Source organism: bacterium, from assembly GCA_030690305.1.
GTDB lineage: Bacteria > Patescibacteriota > Minisyncoccia > Phycocordibacterales > JAGLPS01 > JBBUCK01.
In genome coordinates, this window is record JAUYHB010000027.1 from 50492 (window position 1) to 72231 (window position 21740).

Consider the following 21740-nt stretch of genomic DNA (forward strand, 5'->3'; position numbering starts at 1 on the left):
TTACCTAATTCTCCAAGAGCTATGAAGATTTACAAAAAACTTAAATTAGCAATAAAAGAAGGAGAAAAAGAAGTTATCTTTGGTGAAACTGAAACTGTAGATGAACTAAAACAAGTTTATGAATTCCGTTTTAAAGAATATTCGAGAAAAGGGTATATCATTCCCTCCCAGTTTCCCGACAATCAAGAAAGTGACGAGTATGATAAATCTAGAAAATGTAAGTATTTTGTAGCAATTGTAGATAATAAAATTATTGGAACAGTTCGTCTTATCATTACTGACCCTCTTCCTACGGAGAGTGTTTATCATTTTATCGAACCCGTTGAAATGCTAAAAATTCCTCGTGACAGAAGAGGGGAGCTGGGACGTCTGATTATTGTTCCCTTAGACCGTGAGAAGAAAATCTATCTTCCAAGAGGTCTCGTTCTACTTATGATGTTGGATATGTTGGCTGATTATGGTACACGAAATAATATTCAGGGAGGGTATGCATTTATTAAAAAAAGTCTTGAGCAAAAAATGAAATTACTCCGTTTTCCTTTTAATCCTATTAAAAAATTTGAATATATTGATTTAGCGACCAACACTATTCGTAATTATTTTCATCAACCTAATGACCCTGCCTTACCAATTTTTTATTTGACTGTGGATTTTAAAAAATATATTTCAAAAATTATTTATAATCCGTGGTTGTTCAAAAAAGAAAAAGATAACACCCTAATTCTTAGAAAAAACCTATATTCTTTTTTCCTCAAGGTTCTAGGGATAATTTAAGTTATAATGAAAGGAATAATAATTTAAATGGAAAATTTGATTGTACCAATTTTATATATCGTGGTGGCAGTTAATGTTATTCTCGCTTTTGTTATTTTCTCTCGAGGTCTTAAGAATTTAAAAAATCTTCTTTTTGCACTGATTGCTCTTACGACAGCAATATGGAGCGTTGCTATTATAGGTTTTTTTTCACCAGAATATCGAAGTTTTTTTGAGTGGATACGTCTAACCCACATCTCCGCTCTTTTAATTGCATTTGTGTTTTTTCATTTTTCGTTAGTTTTTCCTCAAAAAGTCTACAGAAGTTCATTGATAGCTTATTTATTCAGCATACCCTGCTTGGTTGCTTTATACTTTTTGTTTTTTACAAATCTGATAGTGAGTAACAGTGGTACAGGTGTCGCATACGGCATTGAGGGTGGTTATATATTTTATGGCTTACTTTTGACATTCTACTTTTTCTCTGGTTATTTTTTCTTAGACGTCCAGTATAAACGCGCAAAAACCGAAGAACAAAAAGGTCAAGTGAAGTATGTTTTTATTGGTTCCTTACTTACTTCTGCACTAGCCATAGTACCTGATTTAATTTTCCCTTTTTTTAAAATTTTTGATTATACATGGTTAGGCCCGATATTCACCTTATTTTTAGTCGTGTCAATCTTTATTGCCATGGTTAGATTCCAGCTTTTCAATATTAGAATCATTTTAACTGAGCTTTTTACAGGAGTAATTATCATTGTAATGATGATAGATTTATTCCTTTCAAGCTCTACCTTCGACCTATTAGTAAAATCAGGGATATTGGTATTAATTACATTTTTTGGTTTCTTATTAATAAAAAGTGTTTATAGGGAGGTTGAACAGAGAGAACATATTGAAAAACTGGCGGGGGAGCTTGAGGAGGCCAACAGACGCCAGGAGAGCCTTCTGCACTTCATAGGGCATGAAATCAAGGGATACTTCACCAAGAGCCACTGGGCGCTTTCCTCAATGATTGACGGAGACTACGGAGAAATTGCTCCTGATTTAAAGATGCTTACCACCCAGGCCCTAGACGACACCAGGCAGGGCATTGATATGGTTGATGGTATTTTAAAGGCTGGTAATTTTAAAAAAGGGACAGTGAGTTTCAACATGAAGCCTTTCGATTTCAAGGGCGAGCTTAACAATGTTATTGGGATGCTTAAGCCTAATATTGAGACGAAAAAACTGGCCCTCCAACTTAATATTGACGAAAACCAGGATTATACGCTAAATGGCGACGGAGAGCAGATAAGCAAGCACGTCCTAAGAAATCTTATTGATAACGCGATTAAATACACGCCTTCCGGAACCATTACAATCAGCCTTTCAAAGAAAGACAGCAAAATTCTTTTCTCTGTTAAAGATTCTGGGGTAGGAATTAAAGAAGAAGATAGAAAATTGCTGTTTACCGAAGGTGGACGAGGCAAGGATTCGGTAAAAATAAACGTCCACAGCACCGGCTACGGCCTCTTTATCGCAAAACAAATTGTAGACGCCCACAAAGGGCGCATTTGGGCTGATTCTACCGGCCCCAATCAGGGCTCCACTTTCTCTATAGAGATTTAACCTGAAGTGGTTTTTCTTGACAAAGCAAGAAAAAGATTATATTATATGAGGAAGTTGGTCTTTGACAAAAGACTTTTGAATCTCTAGACAGAAAGGAGGATAGATGACATGAGTTCATTCCAAGTGAAAATTGTTGGTGATTTCTGTAACATCCGTTGTACATATTGCAGAAACCGTGACTTTGATCAAGATACGAATGTTTTGATGTCTGTGGCCAATCTAGAAAAACTTTTTGTTTTTCTAGATTCGTTACCACAAGCACGAATTCGTGTGAATTGGCACGGGGGCGAGCCATTGCTGGCAGGAAAAAAGTTTTTCCATCATATCTTGAGACTGGAAAACCAATATAAGCAAAAAATATGGATGAATGCTGTTCAGACAAATGCCATGTTGATTGATGATGATTGGGCTAAACTTTTCCATGATAACCACTTTGATATCGGAGTAAGTATTGATGGAAGTGAACAAACGCATAACAGTGACAGAATAAATGTTGCTGGACGTGGAACATATAAGGAAGCGATGCGTGGTGTGGAAGCTCTTCGTCATAATAGCATTCATCCCGGCGTTATCTGTACTGTTACTAAAAAGACTGTCAGATACGCAAAAGAGATGCTTCTTGATCTAGTGGATGCTGGGTTTAAAAGCATTGCTTTCAATGCTTTCTATAACACAGCGTCAGATTGTGATGGTGATACGTACGGACTAACAGACACAGAATGGCTGGCGTTTCTCATAGAAATATTTGAAACGTGGCTCGTACTTAATGATCCCACAATTCGTGTTCGCGAGTTGGATAGCATGCTTGCATGGACCAAATCAAAAAGTGCTAATTCTTGCGTGTATAAAGGTACCTGTTATCAGTGGTTCGCTATCCATTACACTGGCGACATTTATCCTTGTGAAAGGCTGGGTAAATCTACCCATTTTGGAAGTATTGACTCCCTGAGAACTTTTCAGGACTTAGTGAATACTCCTGTTTTCCTTAATTGGAAAGAGTCAATTGGCCAACTTCCTCAAAGGTGTCGCACTTGCAGTTTGCAGTCATTGTGTCATAATGGTTGCGTTAGCCATCGGAAAGCAGATGAAGAGGGGGTGCCTCTTTACAGGTATTGTGAAAGTAGGCTCGGTTTCTATGATTACATCAAGGAAAGACTTAAATGAAAGGGGGTAAGGACCATGTCACGTAAGAGTAGTTCTTTAGTTAATGAACGGCAGTCATCGCTATCTGGAAATCTCGCGCTTCAAGGTTCATTTAGCCGGATTGAGGATGGTAGTCGTTTTTCATCAAAAATACCGGAAGTCACGAATTACGATGACTATCAGTATTCCGATTGCGACTACGATGACAGTGGAAAAAACTGACACGAAGTAAGTTTTTAGTTAGCCAAGAGCGGGTTTGCAAAAACCCGCTCTTTTTTTTAATATGAATACATTGTGAATAAAGATTTGTTAATGTCTTATGATCAGTACTCGAAAATTAAGCATGAAACTCCATATTTTTACATTGCCAAATCAACAAAACAATCAATCTACTATTTTGGTTCCAGTCATTCCCATGATCCCAATCATCCGCAATTTGAATTATTAAAAGCGAAATGGAACGAATTTCTTGATGAAACTAAGGGACTGAAAACAGTAGTTCTTGTAGAAGCACATGAAATGCCAGAGCCAGAAGCTACACTGGAAAAAGAAATTATTAAACATGGTGAGTCAGGTGCGGGAGCCTATCTAGCGTATAAAAATAAGGCGCTGCTTATCTTTGGAGAACCTCAAAACGATAAAATAATTGTCCATCTGCTTCAATATTTTTCTAAAGAAGAGATTCTTTTTTGGTATGAATGCCAAGCTATAAAATTTTGGCAGCAACACAAAAAGGGAAGAAGCATACATGAATTTCTTTCAAATCATACTGAGAAATATCGTAAATTATTTAAATGGCCGGATTTGGTTATATCTTTAGAACTTGTTAATTCGATATATAAAAAATTATTTAATCAAGAGTTGAATATTGATGACGAAGAATTATTCTCTCAAATTACCACTCCAATAACTGTTTTATCAAGAATTAATGAATTGTCCAGAAGCCAATCTATCTACAGAAATGAGCAGATATTGGTGCAAATAGAAAAATATTGGAAAGAGGGAAGTAATATTTTTGTTATCTATGGTGCTGGTCATGCGGTTATGCAGGAATCCGCCATCCGTAGTTTAGTTGGCTAGACAATTCTTAAGGAATATATTTAATGATACTACGACAAAGAGTAGCTGCGATTGTGGTTAAAGAAGATACGGTGCTTCTAATGCATCGTATTAATGATGGAAAGGAATATTATTCTTTTCCTGGTGGTGGCAAGGAAGAAAATGAAAGTCTAGAAACAGGAGCGCTTCGAGAACTTTCTGAAGAAACGACAGTTGATGCAATAATTGACCGTTTGGTGTATAAGGTTATATGGGATAGCGGTGATGAGAACTACTTCTATCTTTGTAATTACATTTCAGGAGAACCAAAACTAAGAGAGGATGCCGAAGAGCTAAAAGAGATGGCTGACGGAAAACAGGCGTATAAGCCGGAATGGGTTTATATTTCCGATTTACCCAACACCCTTTTATATCAGTTAGAAATCAGAGATTTACTTATAAAAGACTTAAAAAATGGCTTTCTCGAACATCCTCAAGAACTCTTTATAAAAGTTGAAGAAAGACGTCGGATATAAATTAAATGAAAGAAAATACTTCATGGGGAAATGTTGCGGATTGGTATGATACGCACCTTGAACAGGGCGGGGATACGTATCAGCGCAAAGTAATATTGCCGAATTTGCTTCGGGTGCTTGATTTGAAAGCGGGGGAAAGCGTGCTTGATTTAGCCTGCGGGCAGGGATTTTTCTCCCGTGAATTCGCAAATGCCGGTGCCAAGGTCATTGGGACCGACATTTCAAAGGAACTTATTGGGTACGCACAAGAACATTCTCCCAAAGAAATTACTTTTCATGTTTCTCCCGCCGACAATCTTTCTTTCGCTAAAGATGCTGAATTTGATGTGGTTACGATTATTCTTGCAATTCAAAATATTGAAAATATTTCGGGAGTTTTTTCTGAAGTAAAACGTGTTCTTTCTCCGCAAGGCGGGCTAATCATGGTGCTCAACCACCCGGCATTTAGAATCCCGAAGCAATCGGAATGGGGATGGGACGAGGAAAAGCAAATTCAGTACCGCAGAATCGACCGCTATCTTTCTCCTCAAAAAATTTCCATTGAAATGCATCCGGGGGAAGAAAAAGGGGAGCAAACGATTTCTTACCACCGTTCCTTACAGGACTTTTTCAAAGCATTGTCCAAAAACGGTTTTGCAATATCCAAACTTGAAGAATGGATTTCCCACAGAGAAAGCCAGGAAGGCCCGCGTCAGAAAGCGGAAGACACCGCCCGCAAAGAAATCCCGCTATTTCTGATGCTTGAGGCTAAAAAGATGTAGTTGGTATTCTCAAACAAAAAATCTTGTATGTCACACAATGTATCGTGGGAAAAATATATTAAGAAAACCGAGTCAAACCCACCCCGAGTTTTACTTACTGAAGCAGTAGAACATGTGCGGAATAAAGATGAGGCTCTTGATTTGGGAGCTGGAGCAATGAACGATTCAAAATACCTTTTATCAGTTGGTTTTAAACATGTAACGGCAATTGACAGTGATATCGCTGCCCAAGAAAAGGCAAAAGACATCTTAGGAGATAAGTTTTCTTTTTTCTTAAGTAGCTTTGAAAATTTTTCTTTTCCTCATGAGACGTATGACTTGATAAATGCTCAGTACGCTTTACCGTATAATTCTCCAAAAACATTTAACAGTTTAATAAAGAACATTACTCTCTCACTTAAACCTAAAGGTGTGTTTGCAGGTCAACTATTTGGTAATAAAGATTCTTGGAATACTGAAAACAGTGGTAAAACCTTTCATACAAAAGAAGAGGCTGAAAAGTTATTTTTAGATTTTAAGATAATCAAATTTATAGAGGAAGAAAATGATAAACCGAGTGTTCTTGGAAAACCAAAACATCAACACCTGTTTAATTTTATAGTTTCAAAACCAGAAAAATAAAAAGAGCAGAGAAAAAATCTCTGCTCTTTAGTAAATGGGAGGGGGATTAATTTAACCAGGAAAGCCATAACGGAGATGTTGACGCTTTCAATTTCTTTTCATTCCAGCGGGGAATGTGTCTTTGCCCGACCCACGACATATCGTGGAAAAACTGGGCACGGGCTCTTTCTGTTGTGGCCACTTCTTTGGGAGAAGCGACCTTGGTGCAGGCCCTGTGTGGCCTTTCAGCCTGGGCAATGTCTTCCATAATTCTGGTCCTTAAACTCATATATCCTCCTTTTTGAAGGTGCAAAAACTTTTCTAACCTAATTCTAATTATACTATTATTTTTATGTAAAGTCAAGGCACTTATTATCTTTTTGCTTTCAAAAAAGGCCTTATTTTGGTATTATTTCTCCATATATGACTTCAGGCAAGAAAATTTTGATTTCAGGTCTTAAGCCTACAGGAAGGCCCCATATCGGAAACTATTTCGGCGCGATGAAGCAATTTGTCGACCTCCAGAGTGACTACAATTCGCTCATATTCATCGCCGACCTTCATGCCCTTACTTCGGTTGCAAACAAGCAAGAACTCGCGCAGAGCACCTTGGATGTCGCCATAGACTATCTGGCCATCGGCCTTGACCCAAAGAAGGCTCTCATTTTCAAACAATCAGATACTCCGCAAGTGGCCGAACTTGCATGGGTTTTTAATTGTCTTACCACCATGCCGTATCTTATGCGTGCGCACGCATTCAAGGATGCGGAAGCAAAAAACAAAGATATCAATGTCGGAATTTTCCAATATCCATTGCTTATGGCGGCTGACATTCTCTTGAATAATGCCGATGTCGTGCCCGTAGGCATGGACCAGGAACAGCATTTGGAAATCGCTCGCGACACCGCCCGCGCTTTTAATCGTGCGTATGGAGAAACATTCAAAGAACCTAAAGCGCTTATTCTGGAAGACGTGAAAACCGTCCCCGGAACAGACGGGCAGAAAATGAGCAAGAGCTACGACAACACCATTCCACTTTTTGCGATAAAAGAAGAAATTGAAAAAGCCGTAATGAGCATTCCGACGGATTCTAAAGGCATTGATGAACCAAAAAACCCGGAGCAGGACAAAATATTCGCTTTGCACAAACTATTTGCGTCGGGAATGCCTCTTGATGAAATCAGAGCGCGGTACGAAAAGGGAGGTATCGGCTACAAGGAATCAAAAGAAATACTTATCAGAAACATCGAATCTTTCGCGGCTCCGTTGCGCGAAAAACGAGAAAAAATTGCCCAAGACAAGGAGTACGTAGTCGACCTGCTTTCGGAAAATGGGAAACGGGCTTTTGAACGGGTGGAAGAAAAGATGAAGGAAGTAAGGGAAAAGGTTGGTTTGACACTTTCATAACATGGAACGTACATACATCAACAATCTTAAAAATGAAATTGGCAAGGAAGTTTTGATTTCCGGATGGGTGGACATTCGCCGCGACCACGGAAAACTTATTTTTCTTGACCTGCGGGACGCGAGCGGAAAGGTGCAATGTGTTACCTCGGCAAAAGATGCGGCATACGCGACTGCAAACGAGCTTCGTTCGGAGTGGGTGATTTCCATAAAGGGGAAAGTAAATGCCCGTCCGGAAAAGATGGTAAAAACCGACGAAGAAAATGGTTCTGTGGAAATTTATATCGAAGAAATCTCCGTGTTGGGAAAAGCCAAAGAATTGCCTTTTGAATTGAGAACGGAACTTAATATCGATACATATCTTGACCATCTTCCGCTCACACTGCGGACTCCCAAAGGCAAGGCTATTTTTAAGGTGCAGGCAACAATCATCAACGCATTTCGAAAATTTTTGATAAACGAAAATTTTGTTGAGATTCAAGCACCGAAACTCATCGGCGAAGACGCCGAAGGGGGCGCCAACTCTTTCAATGTCGAGTATTTCAAACATACCGCGCATTTAGCTCAAAGCCCTCAGTTCTACAAGCAGATTATGGTTGGCATATTTGAAAAAGTATTTGCAACAGGAAACGTGTACCGTGCCGAAAAACATTCGACAACACGCCATCTCAACGAATACACAAGCCTTGACCTCGAAATGGGCTTCATCAAAGACCATACGGACATAATGAAGCTTCAGAATAGATTGCTCGCTTTTATAATGGAAGAACTGAAAACTTCTTGTGAAAAAGAGTTCAAGTTGCTTGGTGCGGAAATTCCGTCCGTACCCGAAACAATACCGTCTCTTAAACTTAAAGAAGCTCAGGAGGTACTCAAAAAAGAATATGGAATTGATTGTGGCACTGCTCCCGACCTTGACCCAGACCATGAACGCAAACTGTGTGAGTACTCAAAACAAAAATACGATTCGGATTTCATATTTGTTACCCATTTTCCGATGAGTAAGCGCCCGATGTATACGTATGAAGACGAAAGCGACCCGGGATACGCCAAGGGTTTTGACCTTCTTTTTCGGGGCGTTGAAATAACCACAGGAGGACAACGTATTCACGACCACGACGTTCTTGTAGAAGCTATGAAAAAGAAAGGTCTTGACCCGGAAAAGTTTTCTTTCTACCTGCAAGCCTTTAAATACGGAATGCCACCGCACGGGGGACTGGGCTTAGGCCTTGAGCGTATTACGGCGAAACTTCTCGGACTTGAAAACGTCAAAGAAGCGACTCTTTTTCCGCGGGACCTCAACCGCATCGACATTCTTCTCTCCAAAGACGATGGAGGAAAATAACTCATTCAAAATAAAGACGGAGGTTTTCGAAGGGCCCTTAGACCTTCTGCTTTCTCTTATTGAAAAACGGAAACTGCTCATCAACGATATTTCGCTTGCTCAAGTTACGGACAATTTTATTTCCTATATAAAAAGTTTTTCGGATTTTCCGATAAAGCAGAGCGCGGATTTTATTCTCGTCGCTTCAACTCTGGTGCTTATCAAGTCAAAGTCATTGTTGCCGACACTTGAACTTTCCGATGAGGAACAGGGAAGTATTGAAGACTTGGAGCGCCGTCTCAAACAATATAAGCGAATCAAGGAACTAAGCCATCATGTCAAAACACGGTTCGGGGATAAAGTCCTTTTTATGAGAAACCCGAACAAAAACGTGGAGCCTGTTTTTTCCCCGACAAAAGAAATTACCGTTTCGGCCATGCTTTCATCTATCCGCGATGTTTTAAAAAACTTGCCAAAGGTGGAGCAGCTCGCGAAAGCTGTTGTTGAAAAAGTAATCAGCCTTGAAGATATGATAGGCCGGCTCATGGAACGTGTTACTTCCAATTTAAAAATGACCTTCAAAGAATTTTCCAAGCACGGAGATATGAAAACAAAAGAACAAAAAGTGCATGTTGTAGTCAGTTTTCTTGCCCTGCTCGAACTTGTCAAACAAGGGGCGATTAAGGCGGTTCAGGAAAATCTTTTTGAGGATATTCATCTGGAATCAAATAAAATTAAAACGCCGAATTATACGTAATCAAAAAAATATGAATACGCACATTATTATCATCACCACGTGTCCGAATTTGGAAGAATCAAGAAAGTTGGCTCAAGGTCTCGTACAGCAGAAACTTGCCGCCTGTGTTCAGCTCGGCCAGATTGAAAGCGTGTACCGTTTTGAGGGTAAAGTCGAGGATGAAAAAGAATATCGTTTGTATATCAAGACCAAGCGCGACCTTTTCGACCAAGTGAAAGAATATATTCTTTTACACCACTCATACAAATTGCCTCAAATCGTCGCCATATCCATCGTTGAGGGTTTTGACAAATACTTGCAGTGGATTGATGCAAACACCGCGGAAAGTATACAATAGGCCCTATGTCTCTCGCGCAACGCATTGAAGCGATATTGTTTTTTAAAGGTGAGCCGGTTTCAACGAAACGACTCTCGGAAATGCTTTCCGTTTCGGAGGAAGAAGTTTTGGCCGCGCTGACCGAGTTGGAATCCTCTCTTTCCAATCGCGGCATTACGCTCATGCGCAAAGAAAAAGAGGTTATGCTTGCGACAGCCAAAGACGCAAGCGAACTTATTGCGAAAGTCGCCAAAGAAGAATTGTCCCGCGAGCTTGGAAGGGCGGGGCTTGAAACTCTTACCATTGTCCTATATCGTTCTCCTATAAGCCGTCGTGAAATCGACTATATACGAGGCGTCAACTCGGCCTTTATAGTAAGAAATCTTATGGTTCGCGGGCTTGTTGAACGCATACAAAACGAAAAGGACGAGCGGGTATTTTTATACAAACCTACATTCGAACTTCTTTCGTATCTGGGCATTTCCCGCGTGGAAGATTTGCCGGAATATGAAACGGTGCGGCAGGAAATTGAAAGTTCGCAGAAAGCCGCCGAGGAACAGGAAAAAGAGGAACAACCAAGCTTATTATGAACAGACCGAAATTCCCACAACTTGAGACACTTGAAACGCACGAACTGGTGGCGTGTTTTCTCATTACGTTTGCGACCATGCTTTCCTTTTATACTATTTTCCCCCGTGCCACTCACTTTGTTTTTGCCGACGATGTTTCAACTTTAACGGCAGAAAAAATCAATCCGTATCAAACAATTACTCTTTCTGCAAAAGCGGCGTATGTGTACGACTTGGCGGAAAACCGACCGCTGTATTCTTCAAACGCCGATGAACCGTTGGCACTTGCGTCACTGACCAAAGTAATGACCGCGCTTACCGCCATAGAACTTATTCCCGCGTATACCGTTGTGACAATCGGGAATGACGATTTGGCCGAAGAGGGGGACAGTGGGTTGTTCGGAGACGAACGGTGGAAACTCAAAGACCTCCTTGATTACAGTCTTGTCGTTTCTTCAAACGATGGCGCCCGGGCGGTTGCTTCCGTCGCGGGAAGTGTTGATTTAGGGACTGAAAAAAGCCAATTGGGACGCGAAGGATTCATTGCGCGGATGAACGAAAAAGCGAAAGAAATCGGTCTTTTGGAAACTCATTTTTCAAACGAGAACGGTCTTGACGTCGCGGAAGCATCGGGAGGAGCCTACGGCTCGGCGCGCGACATGGCAAAACTTTTTGGTTATATCATCGAAAACCATCCTGAACTTCTCGAAGCGACGCGTTATGACACCCTCACATTTACTTCGTTAAGCAACCTTGTCCATGAAGCAAAAAATACCAACACAAAAATAGGAGAAATTCCCGGCCTTGTCGCTTCCAAAACCGGCTTTACCGATTTGTCCGGAGGAAATCTTGTTATTATTTTCAATTCGGAGGTCAACCGCCCCATTGCTGTTGTCGTTTTGGGTTCCACATATGAGGGCCGTTTTGATGACGTGCTGTCCTTGGTCAAAGCGACTTTCCAGACAATCGCTCAAACTGACTGAAGGAGAGAGGGCTTTAAAAACAGTCATTCCCAAATGGCCATCTCCCCGCTATAATCTAGTCAATGGAAGTTTTAGACATAGTTAAAGTGCTTTTTCCCACAGTCGTATCTTTCGGCGTGGGAATTTTGATTACCCCGGCGGTAACTCATTTCCTTTACAAGCACAAAATGTGGAAGAAAAAGTCCGGAAAAGTGGACATGGACGGGACCGAAACGCCAATTTTCAACGCACTGCACAAAGACAGGGAGGTAAATACCCCTCGAATGGGTGGTCTTGTCATTTGGGTATCTTCCCTTATCACCATCCTCGGTTTTTGGCTCTTCGCCAAAGTTTTTCCTTTCGATTTTTTCTCAAAACTTGATTTCTTGAGCCGCGACCAAACATGGATTCCTTTGTTTACACTTATCGCGGGAGGTATTGTCGGAATGATTGACGATGTTTTGGAAATCCGGGGCAATGGAGGCCGTTTTTCCGGAGGACTTTCTTTAAAAAAACGTCTCGGAGTCGTAACGGTCATCGGTATTCTCGCGGCATCGTGGTTCTTTTTTAAACTTGATGTTATAGGCCTTGGGCTCCCTAATGGCGGGATAATAGAACTCGGCTGGCTTTTCATCCCTGTTTTTGTTGCCATAATGCTTTTCATATATGCCGGCGGAATCATAGACGGCATTGACGGCCTTGCAGGAGGAGTGTTTGCAACGACATTTCTTGCGTATTCAAGTGTCGCTTTTCATCAGGACCAAATCAACCTTGCCGCTTTCTGCGCTATGCTTGCCGGTTCCATCCTCGCATTCTTGTGGTTCAATATTCCTCCCGCGCGATTTTATATGTCCGAAACGGGAACGATGGGGCTCACACTCACGCTTGCCGTTGTCGCTTTTCTGACCGACTCCTTGGGCGAAGGCTACGGGGTACTTGTGCTTCCCGTTATCGCACTGCCATTAGTACTGACAACGCTTTCGGTTATTATTCAGGTTCTCTCAAAACGTTTCCGTAAAGGGAAGAAAGTGTTTTTGTCCGCTCCCGTGCACCACCATTTCGAAGCTATCGGCTGGCCGCCGTATAAAGTGACGATGCGGTATTGGATTATCAGCATCATCTTTGCGCTCCTTGGAATGGTGTTGGCATTTATCGGTTAGAAATCGTTCAACTATATTTTTTGCAAAGTGCTCACCCGCTTCCAGCGGCGGGTTTGCTAAACTCGGAAAATTTTCGGCTAAGAGCCGAACCAAGCAAATTTTCCTGCGAACATTGCAAAAAATATAGTTTCGCTCTAACGGCCAGAGGGAGGGGGAAGGGGAAAATGCTATTATTGCTACAATGCCACGGGCTAGAACCGACAATTTATTTTTTATCTCCGTTGCCGTGCTTGTGGCGGCAGGCCTTTTGGTATTCTTGTCCGCTTCCATGGGATTGTGGAACCGTGAGGGGATTGACCCGGTAAGCATCACTGTCAAACAAATTCTCATCGGTCTTGTCGGAGGAATTATCGCGTGTAATTTTACCTCCCGTCTAGATTACAAATTATGGAGAAAATGGTCACCTCTGCTTTTTTTGGGAAGCATCATTCTCACACTTCTGGTTTTTGTCCCCGGCATCGGATTGGATTCCGGCGGAGCGCGTCGCTGGATAGACCTGAAAATTATTTCTTTTCAGCCTTCCGAATTTCTTAAAATTTCTTTCATTATTTATTTTGCCGCTTTGCTTTCAAAATTTCGGGGAACAACACGTTCATGGACCGAAAGCCTCTTGCCGTTTGCGATACTTTCGGGCCTTGCCGGAGCGGTGCTCGTGCTTCAGCCGGACATAGACACATTTGCCGTTATCTGTTTTTCGGGAATAGCGATGCTTATTGTTGCGGGCGCGAAATGGCGGCACATTGGTCTTATCATTCTTATCGGCCTTATAGGCATCGGAGCATTATTTTATATTAAGCCCTACATTAAAGACCGAATTCTTACTTTTCTTGACCCGGCGCGCGACCCCCACCGTTCCGGATACCAAATTCAACAATCTCTCATCGCCATAGGCTCGGGAGGCCTTTCCGGAAGGGGATTCGGGCAAAGCATTCAGAAATTCGGCTCGCTTCCGGAACCTATCGGCGACTCGATTTTTTCCGTAGCCGCTGAAGAATTCGGCTTTATTGGCACAACCGCTCTTGTATTTCTATATATGTTTTTCTTTCTGCGGGGCCTTAAAATAGCCTCACACGCGGCCGATTCGTTCGGTAGACTGATAACCGTAGGAATTGTTATACTGATAGTATCCCAGTCATTTCTTAATATTTCCGCCATGCTGGGACTGTTTCCTTTGTCCGGTATCCCGCTTTTATTCATAAGCCACGGAGGAACGGCATTATTTGTCACTCTTGCCGAAATAGGTATCATTTTTAACGTATCTAAGTACGGCTCGCGAGTGTAAGCACATGAAAATACTCTTTACAGGAGGCGTCACAGGCGGTCATTTCTATCCGATCATTGCCGTCGCCCAGGAAATAAACAAACAAGTAAAAGAAAACAAACTCTTCGGGGTGGAACTTTACTACATATCAACCTCTCCGTACAACGAAGGAATCTTGTATGAAAACGGAATCATATACAGGAAAAATCCGGCAGGGAAAATACGCGGATATTTCTCGTTGCTTAATGTTTTTGACGTGTTTAAAACCGCATGGGGAGTAATCCGGGCGCTTTTCGTCGTGTTTGATATTTTTCCCGATGTTATTTTCGGCAAAGGGGGGTACGCGAGTTTTCCCGCCTTACTTGCCGGCCGTATCCTAAAGATTCCCGTCGTTATACACGAATCCGATACTGCGCCCGGAAAGGTAAATGCGTGGGCGGGAAAATTCGCCCGTCGCATTGCGCTTTCATATCCGGAAACCATCTCATATTTTCCCAAAGAGAAAGTGGCCATAACCGGCAATCCCGTTCGAAAAGAAATGCTTGAACCCGCAACGGAAGACGCCGAAGAATATTTTAATCTCGAAAAAAATGTTCCCGTCATTCTCGTGCTCGGAGGTTCCCAGGGCGCGCAAATTGTGAATAATGCCATCATCGACTCTTTGCCCCAACTGGTAGAGCGCTACCAGGTCATCCACCAGACCGGGAAGAAAAATCTCGAGGAAGTGAAAACCACCGCCGATGTTTTGCTTTTGCAAAATCAAAATAAATACAGACACAAGCCGTATGATTATTTGGATACCAAAGAATTGCGCATGGCCTCTCAAATGGCCGATCTTGTCATTTCCCGCGCCGGTTCGACGATTTTTGAAATCGCCGCGTGGGGCAAGCCTGCGGTTCTCATTCCCATCACCAACTCAAACGACGACCATCAGCGCAAAAACGCTTTTGCCTACGCGAGAGCCGGAGCGGCATTCGTTATTGAAGAAAAAAACTTGAGCGCCAATATTCTTTTGTCGGAAATAGAACGCATACTCGCAAATCCGGAAGAAAAAACAAAAATGGAAAAAGCGGCCAAAGATTTTTTCAAACCGGACGCGGCGGAAAAAATCGCGCGAGAAATTCTTTCAATAGGAGTTGAACATGAAGGCTAATTATGGAAAAAAGCGACACATATTCTACGCAAATTGTTGTTACCCGTTTCGCCCCCTCTCCAACAGGGTTTTTCACTCTTGGTAATTGCCGCACCGCGCTGTTTAACTATATTTACGCCCGCCAACATGAGGGCAAGTTTATTCTCCGTATCGAAGATACCGACAAGGAACGCAGCAAGAAAGAGTACGAGGACGACATTCTGGAAAATTTCAAATGGCTCGGCTTTTCCCACGATGAGTTTTACAGACAATCAGAAAGAGGGGACGTATACAGACGATATCTGGAGAAACTCATTACCGAAGGAAAAGCATACGTTTCCAAAGAAGAGATGGTAAAAGAAGGGGACAGGAGTGAGGTCATCCGTTTCAAAAATCCGGGCACGAAAATCTGTTTTGCCGACCTCATCCGAGGAGAAGTCTGTTTTGACACGACGGAGCTGAAAGACTTCGTCATTGCAAAAAGTCTCGACGAACCCGTATTTCATTTTGCCGTTGTTATAGACGATTTTGAAATGGGCGTAACCCACGTTATTCGCGGAGAAGACCATATTTCAAACACTCCGCGACAAATTCTTGTGCAGGAGGCCATCGGCGCTCCTCGTCCGGCATACGCGCACCTTCCTTTGATTCTCGCGCCGGACCGTTCGAAGCTTTCCAAAAGAAACGGGGGAATGTCCATACGCGAATGCAGAGAGCGGGGCTACCTTCCGGAAGCCGTCATCAACTACCTCGCCCTTTTGGGTTGGAATCCGGGAACCGACCAGGAGAAACTCTCCCTTGAAAATCTTATCCTCCAATTCCGTCTTAATAAGATACAGAAGGGCGGCGCCGTCTTTAACCCCGAAAAGTTCAATTGGGTAAACAAAGAGTACATACGGGACCTTCCCCAGGAAAAAATGACCGAGATTATCGGGCAATACGCGGCAGCGGCGGGAAAAACGCTTCCCGGAGAAATGGCGGTAAAAATAACCCCGCTTGTAACCGAGCGCGTTGAAAAATTGGAAGACCTCAAAGCCATGTTTGATTCCGGAGAACTCGATTTCTTTGTCGGGACACCCGAATATCCGGCCGAAAAACTTTCCTGGAAAGATACGCCGAAAGAAAAAACAATCACCAATTTAAAAACGGCGCTCACCATACTTTCAACTCTTTCTGAAGAAGAATTCAATGCGACGGAAGTAAAAGAGGCGTTGTGGGAATATGCCGAGAAAGAGGGGCGGGGAAACGTGCTGTGGCCCATACGGTTTTCATTATCGGGAAAAGACAAATCTCCCGACCCGTTCACCCTCGCAAGCGTGTTGGGGAAAAAAGAAACCTTGGCCCGCATATCAAGCGCGATTCAAAAATTATAACAATGAAATTTTCATGGCAAAAGATTTTCATATTGACGCTCGCTGTCGCACTAACATTTGCTCCACAAAGCAAAGGGGCTACCGTTGAGGAACTCCAAGGAAAAATCACCGACAAAAGCACCCAGATAGAGCAACTGGAAAAAGAAATACAGCAGTACCAAAAAGAACTTACGGAAACAGGTAAACAGGCCCAAACGCTCCAGAATGCGGTCAAAACGCTTGATACGACGGCTAAAAAGCTTGCCGCCGACGTCAGACTAACCGAACAAAAAATCAGTGTCGCAAATGACAGCATTAGTGACCTTAGTGACGGGATTTCTGTTAAGGAAGAGGAAATTTTGCAGAATCTCGCCGCTATTGAAAAAACGTTGCGGAATATCAATGCCGCTGATGATGCGACCTTGATTGAAATATTTCTTTCAAATACCGACTTATCGGAATTTTGGAACGAAATTGAAAACCTTCAGCGTTTCCAGATCGGGGTGCGCGAAAAACTCGGCGAATTAAGAAACTTGAAAGTAGACCTGCAGGACAAGAAGACAAGTGAGGAAAAAAGAAAAAAAGAACTGGTTTTTCTTAAAAGCCAGCTTGCCGACCAGCAAAAAATCGTGACCGCGAATAAACTGGAAAAGAGCACGCTGCTCAAACAGACACAAAACAAAGAATCGGAATACAAAAAACTTCTCACGGAAAAGCAGAAGCAAAAAGAAGCGTTCGAGAGGGAACTGGCCCAGTACGAATCCGACCTCAAAATCGCCATTGACCCGAATTCCATTCCCAAAGCTTCGGCTATTTTTACCTGGCCGTTTGACACTTCCAAAGTTAAACCCCTTTCAATCATTACCCAGCTTTTTGGCGGCACCGAATTCGCCAAATTGAACCCCCAGGTCTACGGCAGACCGTTCCACAATGGCACGGACTTCGGTATGCCTGTAGGAACCCCGATTTTAAGCGCCTTAGGCGGAGTGGTGGAAGATTCCGGCAATACCGACGCTTTCCCGGGCTGTTATTCGTACGGGAAATGGGTCTTGGTTAAGCACTCAAACGGCCTTTCAACCCTTTATGCACACCTTTCCTTGATAAAAGTAACCCCGGGCAGCCAACTTTCAACCGGCTCGCTTCTCGGGTACAGCGGCAATACCGGTTACAGCACCGGGCCGCACCTCCATTTCACCGTGTATCTCACCAAAGGCGTGCAGGTTATCCGTTTCGGCGAAGCGAAAAAAGTTACGAACTGCGCCGACGCTCGAATTCCCATCGCTCCGTACGATGCGTACCTTGATCCTATGCTATACTTACCATCGAAATAGAATTTAATGAAAAAATTAATTTAAATTTTAATTTTATTCGCCAAAAAAGTTATCAACATGTACAAAAGAGGATTCATTAGGGATATAATCATAATTGTCATTGCGGTCCTTGCCTTGGGTTACTTCGGTTTCGATATCAAAGGATGGCTCGACTCTCCTGAAGTGAAAGCGGTAGTCGGACCGGCGCTTGAATTCATCGAAAACATTTGGACTAACTACATTCAAGGATTCGCAGACTACCTGTGGAACGATATTATCATAGGGGTCGTCTGGCAGTGGATTCTTTCGATTATAGAAACAATCAAAAACTAATTTTACGGACACGAAGTTCAGGTGAAAGCGATTAAAATTCTACTTTTTATCCTTGCTGTTCCAATTCTCGCGCCTTTAATGTGGCTTTCTCACCAGGCAGACCAATACTGGAGAGAGGGCAAAGAAGCGCCGTTTTGGTATTACCTCCTTTTCATATTTATTGCTCCCGCTAACGCGGTTTTATATGTCGTCGAGGAGCATTGGGAGGAGCTTTTGGATTAGCTTTTTGCAAGCATCTTAAACCCTCGTAATATTTCAACCGTTATAGGGGATTTTATTTTTGTGCTAAAATACAGGACTATATTTAGCCATTACTACAATGTACAAAATCATCTTATTGCGGCATGGCCTTTCAGATTGGAATAAACAGAACCTTTTTACAGGATGGGAAGATATCGATTTAAATGAAGAGGGAATTCAAGAGGCCCATGAAGCGGCAGAGCTCCTCAAGGAAAATGGTTTTACATTCGATCTGGCTTTTACGTCTGTTTTAAAACGGGCAATTAATACCCTCTCAATTCTTTTGAGCGATATGCATTTAACCGGCATTCAGATAGAAAAATCATGGCGTCTCAATGAGCGTCATTACGGGACTCTCCAAGGTCTTAATAAGGATGAAGTTAAACGGCAATATGGTGAAGAACTATTCAAGGCATGGCGCAGAGGTTACGCTACCCGACCTCCAGCAGTGTTAAAAACGGACAAAAGATATCCTGGAAATGATCCTCTATATGGAGACCTTTCTCCTTTGGAATTACCGACCAGTGAGTCTCTTAAAGACACGTACGACCGATTCTTGCCATATTGGCACGAGGAGATCGCTCCTCAGATAAAGAAAAGGAAGAAAATAATCATCTGTACCCACGGCAATCTTATCCGGGCTCTTGTTAAATATCTTGATAACGTCTCAGACAACGATATTGCCGAATTCAGTATTGAGACAGGAATTCCGCTTGTCTATGAACTTGATGAAAAGTTGGCTCCCATCAGGCACTATTATTTGGAAAAAAAGGTTAAAGTGTAGAGTAAAAGCCCCTCATAAATTGATTGAGGGTCTTTTTATTGTAAAATAAACACATGTCAAAAGTTTTTGTGACTGGAGGAACAGGCTTTGTCGGCTCGGCCCTCGTGCGGGCACTTGTTGCGCACGGGGATGAAGTAACACTTCTTGTTCAAAAAAACGACTCCCAAGCCAAAAGTGTTGACGGTCTTGCGATAAAAATAGTTGAGGGAGATATTTTAAACCTCGACAGTTTTAAAGTTGCGGCGCAGGGGACTGAAGTCTTCTATCATGCCGCTTTTTTGTACACACTTCCGGCTATAGGGATTAGAAAAGAACCCCGAATGGACGCAGTCAATCTACAAGGCACAAAAAATGCCGTGGAAGTGGCTCAAAGTGTGGGAGTAAAAAAGTTTGTATTTACAAGCTCCGTATACACCATAGGACAGTTGGGAAAACACATTACCGCCGACGAGAAAGACCATATCCCTCCGGGAAAAGAAATTGGCTATTACGGGCGAACAAAAAGAATTGCGGAAGATTATGTTCTTACAAAGGCTCGCGCGGAGGGATTTCCCGCGGTAGTCGTCAATCCATCGGCAATTTTCGGACCGGGGGATTCGCGCCCCACACCGTCCGGGGAAATTGTCATTAAATTCCTTCAAAAGAAATATCCGGGGTATTTTGACGCGCTTGTCGCCGTTGCCGATGTTGATGATGTCGCACAAGGTCATATCCTTGCCGCGGAACGCGGAAAAATAGGAGAACGATATATTTTATGTAATGAGAAAAATTACACGGAAAAAGAATTATTTGAAATATTTGAAAAAGTATCAGGTATTCCTGCTCCCAAAACAAAATTTCCCGTATGGTTCATGAACATATTCGTCCAAGCCGACGAATGGATCAGAAGATTCTTCCCGAAGCACAAGGTGCTCATATACTGGGACCATTTCCGTCTTGCCAAGGATTTTGTCGCATTTAGCAACAAAAAGGCCGTTATGGAGCTTGGCTGGACTACAAAACCATTCGAAGAAACGGCCCGGAAGGCGGTTCTGTGGTACAAAGCACACGGTATGTGGCATAAAGCCGGCATATCAGATTCGGGGGACATGAAATAATAAAAATAAATTTTTCGTCCCGAATAAAAAATTTTATCTCGATAGAGGAGTGGAGGTTCGATAATACCGCCATAGAGTCGTATACAAAAAGAAGACTTAAAGGGGGTGTCAAAAGAGGTCTCCTTATTTGCCCCTATGGTAACGTCGCAAAAGATATATTGTGCGACGTTCCAGAGTTATCCACAGGGGCTTTACAAAGCCCCTTTTCTTCAGTATTCCCTAACCCAGCCGAATTCGATGTGAATCTAAACTGTAAATGTTCTTGATGACTTCACTATACAGTTATCATCGAGAGATGCAAGCCAAGCCCTGTGGATATTAATGAACAATGCTACGCAACGGCAATAACGCCTTCACCCGGCATGACCCCCCTTCCCCACTCGTTGTCCTCAAAAATTTTTCTATACGTTTCTTCGATCTCAAGTCTGCTTAATTTCGTATAGTGAGCAATCGTATGAGGCGTAGAATGTCCCACCAACAATGCAATGATGGCATCAGGCACTCCTTTCTTCGCTAATCGATGTATGAATCCGTGCCGGAAAGAATGAGGACAAATTATCCTTTCTATCCCGGCCAATCGTGTCGTTTCCTTAACCATTCTCTCCACTGAGCGAGAAGTAATTCCATCTCTAAAATTTCCCTTCAGCCCAATAAATAGGGCGCTAGTCAGTTTTGCACTTTGGCAGAATTGGGTTCGCGCTATCATATATTCCTTTACTACACGAGCAGTCTCATCTGTCCAGAACACTCTTCGTTTGCGGGTAGTCTTTTCTGTTTTGATCACTGCGGTTCCTTCCTCCATATCCTCGATGTTCAAAGCACATAACTCTCCTACTCTCATTCCAGTGTCGTGCAGAAGACGGATAATACACTGATTCCTGAGATCAAAAATTCCATACTCCTGCAAGGCCGCTAACATCTGTTGATATTCATCTTCCGTAATCGCATTATGCGAATTGGCGATAGCAGTTGGAACCTTCACCAGATATAGAGGAAGAGATAATTTGCCTTGTTCCTTCCAGAATCGAAGATAGTTGTAAATGATGTTCATGCCATACTCTACATTCTTCGGTGAGTATACCGCTTGGATCATCCTCATGAACATCGTGATATCAGATAATTCAAGTTTCTCTGGATCCTTTCCTACAAAACTCTGAAACCGCTCAACCCATATTCTGTACGCCTTAAAGGCTGTCCTTGAATGAGTCTCTTTCCACATTAAGTATTCTTCTACCGGCCCATGCGTGGTTGTGATAATCTTCTGGCCTAATCTCCGTCGGATGTTTATCAGCCTATC

At 42.5% G+C, this 21740-nt stretch carries 24 protein-coding genes; 22 read left to right on the plus strand and 2 right to left on the minus strand.

Going from position 1 to position 21740, the window contains the following annotated elements; translation table 11 throughout:
* The first annotated feature begins 21 nt into the window (after positions 1-21).
* The 8 genes from Q8O71_03705 to Q8O71_03740 all read left to right on the plus strand — a co-directional run bounded on the left by Q8O71_03705 (position 22) and on the right by Q8O71_03740 (position 6463).
* The gene (locus Q8O71_03705; protein ID MDP2705464.1) at positions 22-774 is read left to right on the plus strand and encodes a GNAT family N-acyltransferase; all 753 of its coding nucleotides are present in this window, start codon (positions 22-24) and stop codon (positions 772-774) included.
* 27 nt (positions 775-801) lie between these two features.
* On the plus strand, positions 802-2364 hold the full coding sequence (locus Q8O71_03710) for an ATP-binding protein (GenBank protein ID MDP2705465.1): 1563 nt from the start codon (positions 802-804) through the stop codon (positions 2362-2364).
* 108 nt (positions 2365-2472) lie between these two features.
* Positions 2473-3528, plus strand: a complete 1056-nt coding sequence (locus Q8O71_03715) for a radical SAM protein (protein MDP2705466.1) — start codon at positions 2473-2475, stop codon at positions 3526-3528.
* A gap of 15 nt (positions 3529-3543) precedes the next feature.
* Positions 3544-3729, plus strand: coding sequence for a hypothetical protein (locus Q8O71_03720; GenBank protein ID MDP2705467.1), 186 nt, complete (start codon positions 3544-3546; stop codon positions 3727-3729).
* 72 nt (positions 3730-3801) lie between these two features.
* Positions 3802-4587, plus strand: a complete 786-nt coding sequence (locus Q8O71_03725; protein MDP2705468.1) for a hypothetical protein — start codon at positions 3802-3804, stop codon at positions 4585-4587.
* A 23-nt stretch (positions 4588-4610) separates the two neighbouring features.
* Complete coding sequence (locus Q8O71_03730; protein MDP2705469.1) at positions 4611-5081, plus strand: NUDIX domain-containing protein; 471 nt, start codon at positions 4611-4613, stop codon at positions 5079-5081.
* Between the two features lie 5 nt (positions 5082-5086).
* Positions 5087-5842: a methyltransferase domain-containing protein gene (locus Q8O71_03735; GenBank protein MDP2705470.1), complete on the plus strand. Its 756-nt coding sequence runs from the start codon at positions 5087-5089 to the stop codon at positions 5840-5842.
* Positions 5843-5869: 27 nt separating this feature from the next.
* Positions 5870-6463: a class I SAM-dependent methyltransferase gene (locus tag Q8O71_03740; GenBank protein MDP2705471.1), complete on the plus strand. Its 594-nt coding sequence runs from the start codon at positions 5870-5872 to the stop codon at positions 6461-6463.
* 46 nt (positions 6464-6509) lie between these two features.
* Here the strand turns inward: Q8O71_03740 and Q8O71_03745 are convergent, their stop codons facing one another.
* A complete protein-coding gene (locus Q8O71_03745) occupies positions 6510-6710 on the minus strand; it encodes a hypothetical protein (GenBank protein ID MDP2705472.1) in 201 nt (66 codons plus the stop codon).
* A 155-nt stretch (positions 6711-6865) separates the two neighbouring features.
* Between Q8O71_03745 and trpS the strand changes: the two genes are divergently transcribed.
* From trpS to Q8O71_03815, 14 genes are all read left to right on the plus strand, one after another.
* Positions 6866-7849, plus strand: a complete 984-nt coding sequence (trpS, locus tag Q8O71_03750; GenBank protein MDP2705473.1) for a tryptophan--tRNA ligase — start codon at positions 6866-6868, stop codon at positions 7847-7849.
* Position 7850: 1 nt separating this feature from the next.
* Positions 7851-9191, plus strand: a complete 1341-nt coding sequence (aspS, locus tag Q8O71_03755) for an aspartate--tRNA(Asn) ligase (protein MDP2705474.1) — start codon at positions 7851-7853, stop codon at positions 9189-9191.
* Positions 9178-9927, plus strand: coding sequence for a ScpA family protein (locus Q8O71_03760; protein MDP2705475.1), 750 nt, complete (start codon positions 9178-9180; stop codon positions 9925-9927). Before aspS ends, Q8O71_03760 begins: the two co-directional genes overlap by 14 nt.
* Positions 9928-9937: 10 nt before the next feature.
* The gene (gene cutA / locus Q8O71_03765; GenBank protein MDP2705476.1) at positions 9938-10264 is read left to right on the plus strand and encodes a divalent-cation tolerance protein CutA; all 327 of its coding nucleotides are present in this window, start codon (positions 9938-9940) and stop codon (positions 10262-10264) included.
* A 5-nt stretch (positions 10265-10269) separates the two neighbouring features.
* Positions 10270-10833 carry an SMC-Scp complex subunit ScpB gene (locus Q8O71_03770; protein MDP2705477.1) on the plus strand — a complete coding sequence of 188 codons (564 nt, stop codon included), beginning with the start codon at positions 10270-10272 and terminating at the stop codon, positions 10831-10833.
* Entirely contained in the window at positions 10830-11795 is a 966-nt protein-coding gene (locus tag Q8O71_03775; protein ID MDP2705478.1) for a serine hydrolase, read from the plus strand. Before Q8O71_03770 ends, Q8O71_03775 begins: the two co-directional genes overlap by 4 nt.
* Before the next feature lie 62 nt (positions 11796-11857).
* Positions 11858-12934: a hypothetical protein gene (locus Q8O71_03780; GenBank protein ID MDP2705479.1), complete on the plus strand. Its 1077-nt coding sequence runs from the start codon at positions 11858-11860 to the stop codon at positions 12932-12934.
* A gap of 181 nt (positions 12935-13115) precedes the next feature.
* Positions 13116-14216, plus strand: a complete 1101-nt coding sequence (ftsW, locus tag Q8O71_03785; GenBank protein ID MDP2705480.1) for a putative lipid II flippase FtsW — start codon at positions 13116-13118, stop codon at positions 14214-14216.
* A 4-nt stretch (positions 14217-14220) separates the two neighbouring features.
* Positions 14221-15348 carry an undecaprenyldiphospho-muramoylpentapeptide beta-N-acetylglucosaminyltransferase gene (gene murG / locus Q8O71_03790; protein MDP2705481.1) on the plus strand — a complete coding sequence of 376 codons (1128 nt, stop codon included), beginning with the start codon at positions 14221-14223 and terminating at the stop codon, positions 15346-15348.
* Between the two features lie 2 nt (positions 15349-15350).
* Positions 15351-16700 (plus strand): glutamate--tRNA ligase family protein, encoded by a 1350-nt coding sequence (locus Q8O71_03795; GenBank protein MDP2705482.1) that lies wholly within the window; start codon positions 15351-15353, stop codon positions 16698-16700.
* A 2-nt stretch (positions 16701-16702) separates the two neighbouring features.
* Positions 16703-18010: a peptidoglycan DD-metalloendopeptidase family protein gene (locus Q8O71_03800; GenBank protein MDP2705483.1), complete on the plus strand. Its 1308-nt coding sequence runs from the start codon at positions 16703-16705 to the stop codon at positions 18008-18010.
* A 57-nt stretch (positions 18011-18067) separates the two neighbouring features.
* Positions 18068-18322 (plus strand): hypothetical protein, encoded by a 255-nt coding sequence (locus tag Q8O71_03805; protein ID MDP2705484.1) that lies wholly within the window; start codon positions 18068-18070, stop codon positions 18320-18322.
* 319 nt (positions 18323-18641) lie between these two features.
* Entirely contained in the window at positions 18642-19346 is a 705-nt protein-coding gene (gpmA, locus tag Q8O71_03810) for a 2,3-diphosphoglycerate-dependent phosphoglycerate mutase (GenBank protein MDP2705485.1), read from the plus strand.
* A gap of 53 nt (positions 19347-19399) precedes the next feature.
* Positions 19400-20443 carry an NAD-dependent epimerase/dehydratase family protein gene (locus tag Q8O71_03815; protein MDP2705486.1) on the plus strand — a complete coding sequence of 348 codons (1044 nt, stop codon included), beginning with the start codon at positions 19400-19402 and terminating at the stop codon, positions 20441-20443.
* Between the two features lie 331 nt (positions 20444-20774).
* Here the strand turns inward: Q8O71_03815 and Q8O71_03820 are convergent, their stop codons facing one another.
* On the minus strand, positions 20775-21662 hold the full coding sequence (locus tag Q8O71_03820) for a site-specific integrase (GenBank protein MDP2705487.1): 888 nt from the start codon (positions 21660-21662) through the stop codon (positions 20775-20777).
* Between the last annotated feature and the right edge of the window lie 78 nt (positions 21663-21740).

Bases quoted from the DNA above. Each gene is read 5' to 3' on its own strand.
- Q8O71_03705 (MDP2705464.1), top strand. From the start codon at position 22: ATGAAGATTTACAAAAAACTTAAATTAGCAATAAAAGAAGGAGAAAAA.
- Q8O71_03710 (MDP2705465.1), top strand. From the start codon at position 802: ATGGAAAATTTGATTGTACCAATTTTATATATCGTGGTGGCAGTTAAT.
- Q8O71_03715 (MDP2705466.1), top strand. From the start codon at position 2,473: ATGAGTTCATTCCAAGTGAAAATTGTTGGTGATTTCTGTAACATCCGT.
- Q8O71_03720 (MDP2705467.1), top strand. From the start codon at position 3,544: ATGTCACGTAAGAGTAGTTCTTTAGTTAATGAACGGCAGTCATCGCTA.
- Q8O71_03730 (MDP2705469.1), top strand. From the start codon at position 4,611: ATGATACTACGACAAAGAGTAGCTGCGATTGTGGTTAAAGAAGATACG.
- Q8O71_03735 (MDP2705470.1), top strand. From the start codon at position 5,087: ATGAAAGAAAATACTTCATGGGGAAATGTTGCGGATTGGTATGATACG.
- Q8O71_03740 (MDP2705471.1), top strand. From the start codon at position 5,870: ATGTCACACAATGTATCGTGGGAAAAATATATTAAGAAAACCGAGTCA.
- Q8O71_03745 (MDP2705472.1), bottom strand. From the start codon at position 6,710: ATGGAAGACATTGCCCAGGCTGAAAGGCCACACAGGGCCTGCACCAAG.
- trpS (MDP2705473.1), top strand. From the start codon at position 6,866: ATGACTTCAGGCAAGAAAATTTTGATTTCAGGTCTTAAGCCTACAGGA.
- aspS (MDP2705474.1), top strand. From the start codon at position 7,851: ATGGAACGTACATACATCAACAATCTTAAAAATGAAATTGGCAAGGAA.
- Q8O71_03760 (MDP2705475.1), top strand. From the start codon at position 9,178: ATGGAGGAAAATAACTCATTCAAAATAAAGACGGAGGTTTTCGAAGGG.
- cutA (MDP2705476.1), top strand. From the start codon at position 9,938: ATGAATACGCACATTATTATCATCACCACGTGTCCGAATTTGGAAGAA.
- Q8O71_03770 (MDP2705477.1), top strand. From the start codon at position 10,270: ATGTCTCTCGCGCAACGCATTGAAGCGATATTGTTTTTTAAAGGTGAG.
- Q8O71_03775 (MDP2705478.1), top strand. From the start codon at position 10,830: ATGAACAGACCGAAATTCCCACAACTTGAGACACTTGAAACGCACGAA.
- Q8O71_03780 (MDP2705479.1), top strand. From the start codon at position 11,858: ATGGAAGTTTTAGACATAGTTAAAGTGCTTTTTCCCACAGTCGTATCT.
- ftsW (MDP2705480.1), top strand. From the start codon at position 13,116: ATGCCACGGGCTAGAACCGACAATTTATTTTTTATCTCCGTTGCCGTG.
- murG (MDP2705481.1), top strand. From the start codon at position 14,221: ATGAAAATACTCTTTACAGGAGGCGTCACAGGCGGTCATTTCTATCCG.
- Q8O71_03795 (MDP2705482.1), top strand. From the start codon at position 15,351: ATGGAAAAAAGCGACACATATTCTACGCAAATTGTTGTTACCCGTTTC.
- Q8O71_03800 (MDP2705483.1), top strand. From the start codon at position 16,703: ATGAAATTTTCATGGCAAAAGATTTTCATATTGACGCTCGCTGTCGCA.
- Q8O71_03805 (MDP2705484.1), top strand. From the start codon at position 18,068: ATGTACAAAAGAGGATTCATTAGGGATATAATCATAATTGTCATTGCG.
- gpmA (MDP2705485.1), top strand. From the start codon at position 18,642: ATGTACAAAATCATCTTATTGCGGCATGGCCTTTCAGATTGGAATAAA.
- Q8O71_03815 (MDP2705486.1), top strand. From the start codon at position 19,400: ATGTCAAAAGTTTTTGTGACTGGAGGAACAGGCTTTGTCGGCTCGGCC.
- Q8O71_03820 (MDP2705487.1), bottom strand. From the start codon at position 21,662: ATGTGGAAAGAGACTCATTCAAGGACAGCCTTTAAGGCGTACAGAATA.